This is a genomic window from Brasilonema octagenarum UFV-OR1 (assembly GCF_963888615.1).
Taxonomy (GTDB): domain Bacteria; phylum Cyanobacteriota; class Cyanobacteriia; order Cyanobacteriales; family Nostocaceae; genus Brasilonema; species Brasilonema sennae.
The window spans coordinates 1-9,785 of the sequence record NZ_CAWPKW010000134.1 but is presented as its reverse complement, the minus strand read 5'-3'; the positions used below and the strand labels follow the sequence as shown (position 1 = coordinate 9,785).

Annotated in this window: 8 protein-coding genes; 5 read left to right on the top strand and 3 right to left on the bottom strand. The window is 40.1% G+C overall.

Going from position 1 to position 9,785, the window contains the following annotated elements:
* Positions 1–63: 63 nt before the first annotated feature.
* Positions 64–1,200: a cytochrome P450 gene (locus AC5590_RS09105; RefSeq protein ID WP_169268548.1), complete on the bottom strand. Its 1,137-nt coding sequence runs from the start codon at positions 1,198–1,200 to the stop codon at positions 64–66.
* A 455-nt stretch (positions 1,201–1,655) separates the two neighbouring features.
* On the opposite strand from AC5590_RS09105, the gene AC5590_RS09100 reads away from it, so the two are divergent.
* From AC5590_RS09100 to AC5590_RS09085, 4 genes are all read left to right on the top strand, one after another.
* The gene (locus tag AC5590_RS09100) at positions 1,656–1,808 is read left to right on the top strand and encodes a lmo0937 family membrane protein (RefSeq protein ID WP_171976712.1); all 153 of its coding nucleotides are present in this window, start codon (positions 1,656–1,658) and stop codon (positions 1,806–1,808) included.
* A gap of 121 nt (positions 1,809–1,929) precedes the next feature.
* Entirely contained in the window at positions 1,930–5,229 is a 3,300-nt protein-coding gene (locus AC5590_RS09095; RefSeq protein WP_169268547.1) for a DEAD/DEAH box helicase, read from the top strand.
* Between the two features lie 3 nt (positions 5,230–5,232).
* Positions 5,233–6,072 (top strand): SWIM zinc finger family protein, encoded by an 840-nt coding sequence (locus tag AC5590_RS09090; protein ID WP_169268546.1) that lies wholly within the window; start codon positions 5,233–5,235, stop codon positions 6,070–6,072.
* 346 nt (positions 6,073–6,418) lie between these two features.
* Positions 6,419–7,180: an FkbM family methyltransferase gene (locus AC5590_RS09085; RefSeq protein WP_248277411.1), complete on the top strand. Its 762-nt coding sequence runs from the start codon at positions 6,419–6,421 to the stop codon at positions 7,178–7,180.
* A gap of 170 nt (positions 7,181–7,350) precedes the next feature.
* Here AC5590_RS09085 and AC5590_RS09080 read toward each other — a convergent pair whose 3' ends face one another.
* Positions 7,351–7,830, bottom strand: a complete 480-nt coding sequence (locus AC5590_RS09080) for a GNAT family N-acetyltransferase (RefSeq protein ID WP_169268550.1) — start codon at positions 7,828–7,830, stop codon at positions 7,351–7,353.
* A gap of 479 nt (positions 7,831–8,309) precedes the next feature.
* Between AC5590_RS09080 and AC5590_RS09075 the strand changes: the two genes are divergently transcribed.
* On the top strand, positions 8,310–9,158 hold the full coding sequence (locus AC5590_RS09075) for a GNAT family N-acetyltransferase (protein WP_211178752.1): 849 nt from the start codon (positions 8,310–8,312) through the stop codon (positions 9,156–9,158).
* A gap of 212 nt (positions 9,159–9,370) precedes the next feature.
* Here the strand turns inward: AC5590_RS09075 and AC5590_RS09070 are convergent.
* Positions 9,371–9,785: WD40 repeat domain-containing protein (locus AC5590_RS09070; protein WP_169268545.1), on the bottom strand; the 415-nt coding region annotated here is incomplete at its 5' end.

Genomic DNA, 9,785 nt, shown 5'->3' with positions numbered 1-9,785 from the left:
TCCCGGTTTTTGCACAGATTTTGTAATCACAACTAATTAGCCGGACATGATATGATTTGTTTTCTATAACAAAACACTCAAGCTTTCTAGTCCATGTACTCTGATGTTGGGAATTGGTTTAAGAGGCTCTTTTGAGTCAACGCGGAGGTTAGGAAATTCTGAGAGTAAAGCTTTAAGCCCAATCTTGGCTTCTAGTCGAGTTAAAGGTGCGCCCAAACAGAAATGAATGCCATTCCCAAAGGCAAAATGTTTATTCGGTTCTCGATCAATGATGAAGCGATCAGCATTCTCAAAGTGAAGTTCATCTCGATTGGCAGATGTTAGCCATGGGTGCACAAGTTGCCCAGGAGGAATTGTTTGATCTCCAATTTGGGTTTCTACTTGGGTGAATCGATTTAAAAAAGTAATCGGGGAATAATAACGCAGTACTTCCTCAATTGCACTCGGTAATAGAGACAAGTCGTGGAGTAGGCGTTGGTTTTCATCGGGATGCTCATGCAGACACCAAATCGTATTGGTAATCAAGTTAGTTGTAGTCTCATTCCCGGCGGTCAACAGTAGGATGCAAAAATCAACCACTTCCTGTCCAGTTAACTTTTCTCCCTCTTCATAAGCCGCAATTAAATCGCTGATTAGGTCTTTGCCGGGATGCGATCGCCGCTCCTTGAGTAATTGGCGGAAATAGTCAGCCATATTTTTTATTGCTGTTGGATCGCTAGCTAATACCCCGTCAGACCAGTGCTTGAAGTTTTCTCGGTCTTCAAGGGGTACACCGAGAATTTCTCCAATCACGATGATCGGCAGAGGTGAGGAGAAAGCTTGGATTAAATCGACCTGTTTGTGTTGCTTCATTTGATCCAGCAACTCGTGAGTCAGTTCGGTAATCCGAGGTGCTAGTGCTTCGACTCGATTGGGAGTAAACACCTTTTGTACGAGAGTGCGTAGTGACTGATGTTTAGGCGGATCGGTGTGGATTAAATCCTGAGTAAAATCTTCTCGACCAAGGGGTTTCGGGGATTTAGATGAAAAGGTTTTCCATTGGCTTGATACTCGTTCCACATCGTCATAGCGAAACATCATCCAAGCTTGCTGCTCTTTGTCATAGAAAACCGGCGCTTCCTGACGCATTTTAGCTAACCAGGGATAAGGATTGAGCAGGAATTGTGGATCGGTGGGTCGGAATTGTAAATCGCTAGTCATGACAAATCTCCTTGTGTCAAAAATTGCAAGTTGAACTGAGTCAGATGCAAGCACTATCTGACGTATCATCTACGAGAGAGAAATCTGTTGTGGAATTACCGAGTCAGAGGTAGAGCGATGTTTGCGACAAGACGTTCGCGTAGCGTCTCCGACAGGAGAAGCGTCTATCCACTGAATCTAGATTACATCAATATGGGTATAACAAAAATCTCTTGACGCAAACACCAAATTAGGAATACGTCCAAATCAAGCCTTTCAGTGCGCATAAGGCGTTTTTCCACGCCCTGGCGACTGGCGTATGCGCAAAGCGCACGTCTAGAGCGGCTCAAGCTGTCAGGCGAAAGCAAGCATACCCGAATCGATGAGTGTGTTTAAAAATTTGTATAGAAATTATTTTTTGTCAGTCAATTGGAATTACTCTGGTAGAAATCCTCTACAAATCGGAATCGAAAATTATGTTAGGCATACTTTGGGGTCTTGTCGTTCTACTGTTTGCTTTTTGGGTATTGGGTCTAGTACTTCACATTGCTGGAAATCTGATTCATATCGCGTTAGTTTTAGCTATTACTCTTGCAATCTATAATTTTTTAAAAGCCCGTGATGTCTAGGTATAGGGGCTTTGCAAACAAAATCTGAATTTTTTGGATAATTCTGTAAGACTTCATACCTACTTTTGGTAAAGTAATCTAGACCCTCTAAAAATTCTAGAATAACCAAAAGCGTGGACTCATGAAAGTTATTCATGGTACGTGGATACCCAACGCAGCGGCTGATTTTATACAACCTGGGTCTTTTTATCTGTGGGTAGAAACCCCTGAAATCAAAAAACGTGGTCATAAAAATCAACAAATTCACCCTGGACATCTAGCACAGGATGAATTGGTGACCTTTTTAGCTCAAGAATTAGGAATCAAAGAACCAGCAGCTACCTTAAACGAACGTATATCTGCTAAATATTTTGCTCTACCAACAACGAATAATCAGCCCATTCCCTCACCAGAATTAATCAAGTATCTAGAAATAGACCTTCCTGAAGAATACGAAGGGTTTCAATACTGGCAGGTAGACTGTTATGAGGCTGTAGTGTCAGTTAAAACTGGTTCTTATCGAGTCTCAAAAGCTATCAATGTTATCAAACTCCTCAACGAAATCCACTTTTTAGCATTATACAGTTCGGGCGAAATTCAACTTGGTTCAGATCTCCTATTTTGGTATCACTATACTCAAGCATTTAAGCAGTTTATTCTTAAAGACCAGTATATTCCAGCACTTAAATACCGTGAGTTAGAAACGACCGTTACTAAGACTAGTAAAAAAGGCAAGACAAAAACTCCGCAAACGCAACCATTTGAAATCTACACAAATTGGGAAATTATTTCTGAACAATACGAATCAAACCTGAAAAAATACGTTGAATATATGCCACTGATTTGTGTGGCCGGTTCGGTAACAGCAAGTGATCCAATAGAATTCTTTGATAAAGAAAATCTTTTACGTCACTTCAGTGAGTCTCTTGTTAATGATATAGTCACCCACACACCCTCAACAGCTGCTTTTGACAAACAAATTGCTGATTCCCTGATTCACCATTGCTTACGTCCAAACAGTCACAACCCACAGACAACAGATGCTGCTTTAGAACAATATCAGCAATGGTTGACATGGAAAACTCAAATTACCCGTACCCAAAGCGACTCTGCGTTTCATCTCTGCTTTCAGTTGCATTCTCCTGCTTCAGACGCAATAGACAACTGGCAGATTCAATTCCTTATAGCTAGCAAACAAGATCCCTCTTTGAAACTAGCGCTGGCTGACTACTGGACAATGAGTCAAAAAACCAAAATAGGGGTACACAAGCAATTTGGTAAGGGTTTTGAAACAGATTTGCTACTGAATCTCGGCTACGCAGCGCGGATGTATCCTCAGCTATGGGAGGGATTGGAAACACAACACCCCACTGGATTGCAACTCACCCTAGAACAGGCTTTTGACTTCCTGAAAGAAAGTGCTTGGGTGCTGGAAGATGCTGGGTTCAAGATTATTGTACCGGCTTGGTATACTCCTGCAGGTCGCCGTCGGGCAAAAATTCGCCTCAAAGCATCTGCAAGCAAACTATCCGCAACCAAAAGCAAGACAAAAAGCTATTTCAGCCTTGACTCGTTAGTGGAGTATCAATACGAATTGGCAATTGGTGACAAAGCCGTTACTCCGCAAGAATGGCAACAACTTATTAATTCTAAGGCTCCACTGGTACATTTTCGCGGTCAGTGGATGGAACTAGACCGAGATAAAATGCAGCAGTTCCTAGAATTTTGGCAGTCACACGCTGATGAAAAATCAGAAATGACGATGCTAGAGTTCCTGCAACGTAATGCTGAAGTGGGTGAAGAGTGGGAATTTGAATATGACCAATTTTTGTCTGAGACAATGGCAAAGTTGCAAGACAAAAGTCGGTTGGAACCCATTTCTGAACTGTCACAATTGCAAGGAAATCTCCGCGAGTACCAAAAGCGTGGCGTCTCATGGTTGCAATACTTGGAAAGATTAGGATTGAATGGCTGTCTGGCAGACGATATGGGCTTGGGCAAGTCGGTGCAGGTTATTGCTAGACTCGTGCAGGAGAGAGATGGGGAAGTAGAGGGAGTAGGGGGAGTAGGGGGAGTAGGGGAAGTGGGGGGAGAAATTCCTTCCTCATCCTCACGCCAATCGCCTCAACACGACGCTGGCTTCTCATCCCCGCTACTGCCTACACTATTAATTGCCCCGACTTCAGTTGTGGGAAACTGGCAGAAAGAAATTGCTAAGTTTGCACCTCATCTTAAAACAATGGTGCATCACGGTAGTAACCGTATTCAGCAGGAAGCAGATTTTAAAGCAGCGAGTTTACAGCATGATGTTGTGATTACCTCCTTTACTCTGGCTCGCAAAGATGAAAAGCTACTAAGTAGCATGAAGTGGCAGCGGGTAGTAGTGGATGAAGCGCAAAATATTAAAAACCCCAAAACTGCACAGACTAAGGCAGTTTTAAAATTATCAGCCAAACACCGATTGGCATTAACAGGAACTCCTGTAGAAAATCGCTTGCTCGATTTGTGGTCAATTTTTAACTTTCTCAATCCTGGTTACTTGGGGAAAGAGGCACAGTTTCGTAAGTCTTTTGAGATTCCCATTCAAAAGGAGAATGACAAAATAAAATCAACTACCCTGAAGAAGTTAGTTGAACCATTGATTCTACGGCGTGTCAAGACGGATCAATCTATCATCAATGATCTACCAGATAAAGTAGAACAAAAACTCTACACGAATTTGACAAAGGAACAAGCCTCACTCTACGAAGTGGTTGTGAAAGATGTAGAGGAAAAACTGAAAACAGCAGATGGGATTCAACGCAAAGGATTAATTCTCTCTACATTGATGAAATTAAAGCAGATTTGCAACCATCCAGCACAATTTTTACAAGATGGAAGTGAGTTTCTACCGGAACGTTCTCATAAATTGAGTCGTTTAGCCGAGATGGTGGAAGAAGCTTTATCAGAAGGAGAAAGCCTCCTCATTTTTAGTCAATTTACTGAAATTTGCGAAAATGTAGAAAAATATCTCAAACAGACTTTGCACTGCAATACATACTATTTACACGGAGGTACTAGCCGCCAAAGACGAGAGAACATGATTGCAGAATTTCAAGAGCCAGAAACAGAATCATCTATTTTTATATTATCTCTCAAAGCTGGTGGCGTTGGTATTACTCTTACGAAAGCTAACCATGTTTTTCATTTTGATCGTTGGTGGAACCCAGCGGTTGAGAACCAAGCAACTGACCGCGCTTTTCGTATTGGTCAAAAGAAGAATGTTTTTGTCCATAAATTTGTTGCCATTGGTACTTTAGAAGAGAGAATTGACCAAATGATTGAAGATAAGAAAAAAGTTTCTGCTGCTGTTGTTGGTAGTGATGAATCGTGGTTGACAGAATTGGACAATGATGCATTTAAAGAACTCATTGCACTCAATAGAAGCGCAATCTTGGAGTGATTTATGAATAAATTTAGCCGAACTTGGTGGGGCGATCGCTTCATCAACGCATTAGAAGCTTTTACCGATGACGCCAGACTACAACGCGGACGTTCCTATGCCCGTGGGGGTAAAGTGTTGAGCTTTGAAATAGAGCAAAATTATATCACGGCTATAGTCAAAGGGTCAGTTAATCCATACTTTGGTGTTTACAAAGAACCAACATACAATATTTCGATTGAAATTACTCCCATTGCCAAAACACGTTGGAATGAAATTCTCCAGCAACTTTCATCTAAAGCAAGTGTCGTTTCTCGACTGCTGCTTAACGAAGTCCCAGAAAATATAGAAGACTCTTTTTCAGAATTAGGAGTATATCTATTACCTCACAGTAGAAAGGACTTCAAAACTTCATGTTCTTGTCCAGATTATGCGAATCCCTGCAAGCATATTGCCGGAGTTTACTATCTCGTTGCTTCCCAATTAGATCAGAATCCATTTTTGCTGTTTGAACTGCGGGGATTATCAAAAGCAGAACTTCAGGCAAAACTTGCTGAGTCACCTTTAGGTAAAGCACTTTCTGAGGAACTCAATACTAAAGAAGTTAAGATAGAAGCCTCGACTTCTTTGTATACAAAGCTTTCTAAACAGCAGATTGACCAAAAACCAAGTGCGAGAGAATTTTGGTTAGGAACAAAGCGATTACCTCAAACAATAGAAGTTGCAACTCCCAGCGCTGTCTCTGCAATTTTGATTAAGAAACAGGGTGATTTCCCCGCTTTTTGGCAAAAGGATAATTCTTTTATTGAAGCAATGGAGGAATTATATCAACGAGTGAAAACGAAGAATCAAAATTTGATGTGAGGTGAACTGGATTGATTGATAAATTTATGACAAAATGAAATACATATCTGCGTTTATCTGCGTCGAGGGTGCGGTTTTTAACTCTTTAGATGTATTGCACTCAAATGCAAATCGTTATAAGGGAGCCATTCTTGTAAAGTTTTGTATTTATCTTCAACATTTCTGTATTTGTAATTGCTAGAATTTCGACGCTAACAATTGCACAAGATAATATAACTCTGTGTATATTGAAGCAATCCCTCAAAACCTCTGTTTCTATTACCTTTTGATTTGCGTTGCACGCATCAAAGGAAAGGTCAATATCTATTATTTTTGCATTTAGCAGAGGTTTGATCACTGTCTATTGTTGACTGTTGACAAATTTACCCAGGTTGCTAAAGGAAGTCGCACAATGTTGAGAGACATAGCTTATTCTTTGATTTCGGCAGGCTATAAAATACCCAAATCTGTAGAAGAAAAAATAGGTCGATTTTCTTACCAAATTTACTTAGCGGCTCTTTTGAAGAAATTAAGAATTAATTGTGTTCTTGATGTGGGAGCTAATATCGGTTACTTTGCAGAAAACATCAGGAAACTAGGCTATAAAGGACAAATTCTTAGTTTTGAGCCACATCCAGAAATATTTCCCACTCTTCAAAAGAACTTTAAAAACGATACCCTTTGGAGAGGATATGATTTGGGACTTGGAAGTGAGGATGCTTTGGCTACCTTTAATTTGAACACCTATTCAGAACTGAGTTCATTTCTAGTGCCTAATGCTAGTATGCCAAAAACTGTTAATTCCTGCGAAGTCAAGATCAAGGCTCTAGACTCTCTTTTGGATGATATTCTCACTTTAGTACCTGAGCCGCGTATCTTTCTAAAAATGGATACTCAAGGATATGACATTGAAGTTGTTAAGGGTGCAAGTAAGTGCATAGATAAAATTCTGTGTTTGCAATCTGAAATATCTGTACGGGCTAATTACATTAACATACCTTCATATTTGGATGCCTTAAGGTATTATGAATCCCTGGGTTTTGAGGTTGCTGATTTATTTGCTGCCTTTCGTAATCCCGAAGGTTATGTTACTGAATATGATTGTTTGATGGTGCGTTCTAAAACATAGGACGTTGCTGAAATTCATTAATCTGTTTGGATAGATCGCACAAAATAGGAATCAAATAACGTAGACGCGCAAGACTTGCGAAGCGAGGCTTCCAGAGGAAACGCACCTTAAAGGTGGCACAATTAAGATTGACTTGAAAATCATAAATGAGCCAATCTATTGTGCTACTATTACGCAATGTCTGAACTTGTTAAAAACTTCTCCATTACATAATTAGTGAAAGTTTCCCCCCGACGAGTCACTTGTTGTTCTTTGACAACTGAGAATCCCATATGCTGGAAAAATGGCTTTGCAGTAATACTCGCTTCAGTAAACAGCCGATCCAACCCTAATTCCAATGCTTTTGCCTCAATTGCCTGATAGATTTGACTCCCTACTCCGCGACGCTGATAGTTTTTATGGCAGTAAAAGCAATTAATATGACCATTGGGTTCTAGCTCCCCAAAACCAACAATTATTCCCTCTTCATCTGCAACATAGGTAAATATTTTTAAACAAACTTCTGACCAATTTCTAAAGTCAATATCATCTGGTGCCCAAGCTTTAACTTGATTGTTTGAGTAATCGCGGATGTTGACTTCACGCACTGTTTCGTGGAATAGCTGTGCTATTTGCTCAGTGTCTTGTGTACGAAACAACCTTATTTCCATAACGTATTCTAAATATGACACCGTTTTAGTGGCTGTCCATTGACAAGATGACTTTCAACCAGTTCAGGCTTATAAAGCCTCTGTTGATATATTAAAGCAGTTTTCACCTAAATGAACCACATCGTTTGTAAGGGCGCAAGCGCGAGGTAGCAGAAGCCAGCATTTTGCCATGCGGGCTGAAGCTCGTGCTATTAACCGGATGAAATTTAAGCTTGATTTATTTGGTTATAATGAAGGTAGGTTGTACTCACATCCCTACCTATTGCCTACCATCCAATACAGTTCGGATAAGTACCTTTAGGCAGGGGAAGAAAAATCAGTTATTTTCTCCCCCCAGCAACTCTACTCCCCTTACCTAGCTCAACAAATAAATTCCTTAACTGAACCGTATTGCTAGTGGTGGCAGATGGAATTCACTCCATAATTCGAGATGCGACGATAATTTTAAAACCAGAAGAATATAATTTTCAACAGCAAAAATGACTATTACAGAAGATAATTTTCGAGTTCGTCCCATGACCAAAGATGATCTAAAAATTGCCTTAAGTTGGGTAGCTTCTGAGGGGTGGAATCCGGGTATTGATGATGTTGATAATTTTTATATTGCCGATCCTGGTGGGTTTTTAATTGGAGAATTAAACGGTAAACCTAATAGTTGTATTTCTGTCTTACGATATAGTGCTGAATTTAATTTTATTGGTTTTTATATTGTTAAACCCGAAGAACGAAAAAAGGGATTTGGTTTAAAAACATGGCAAGAAGCATTGAAGTTAATTTCTAATCAACCTGCTGGTTTAGATGCCATATTACAACAAGTTAATAAGTATCAAAAATTTGGTTTTAAACCGGTTTATTCTCATCTTGGTTATCAAGGGATAATTACCGGAAAAATCTCGTCAGATGTAAGAGATTTAAAAACTATTGATTTTGATCAACTTTGTCATTATGATCGACGATATTTTCCTAGTTATCGTCCTGATTTTCTTTCAACATGGATTAATCAACCTCATGGGCAAGGTTACGCTATTATCAACGATGCTGATTTGGTAGGTTATGGAGTGATTAGAAAAGCTATAGATAGCTTTAAAATTGCCCCTTTATTTGCGGAAAATGAAGATATAGCAGAAAAGTTATTATTAGCTTTAGCTACTTATAGTGAAGGAAGTACTATTTATGTAAACGTTCCTAATATCAATAAAGCCGCTATTCTCTTATTGGAAAATTATCAAATGAAGAATACATATGAATGTGTACGAATGTACAAAGGAGAGCAACCTAATATTAATTTGCACAATGTTTTTGCTATTACTGGTTTGGAATTAGGATAAATTTAACTAGTAAGTAGGTAAGCTTAAATAAAGCTATGTACCTCAAGAAATTTTAAGCGTAGGGGAGGCAAATTGGGGTGTGGATTTTCGAGGCGGTTTGCGGTGTAGATTTTCTTCCCGCAAAACTGCCGTCCTCCCCCAATATTGCTATTGGGTTACGGCTAACGCCTAACGCACAGGATATTTTTGTTTTTATATTGTGAGTATCGCACTCATTGCCCCATGCTAAAAAATGCCGAAAAGCCAGCTTCCTGCCGATTTGGTAGGTGATCGCACATATTGCCAATTTCAGCATCAGCATCATCGGGATTAGTTTTGAAATACTCACCCATGAACACGCACCCTTCCCTAAGTAAATTATCATAATCCAATCTCCACAGTCTCACCGTCTTGTCAAAACTTGCCGTTGCCAGGATTTTGCCATCCGGGCTGAAGCTCGTGCCAACAACCGCGTCTGTATGCCCACTCAGGGTTTTAATTTCTTTGAGCGTGGCGGTATCCCACAGTTTCACCGTCTTATCACCACTAGCAGTTGCCAGGATTTTGCCATCCGGGCTGAAGCTCGTGCCCCGAACCGCGTCTGTATGCCCACTCAGGGTTTTAATTTCTTTGAGCGTGGCGGTATCC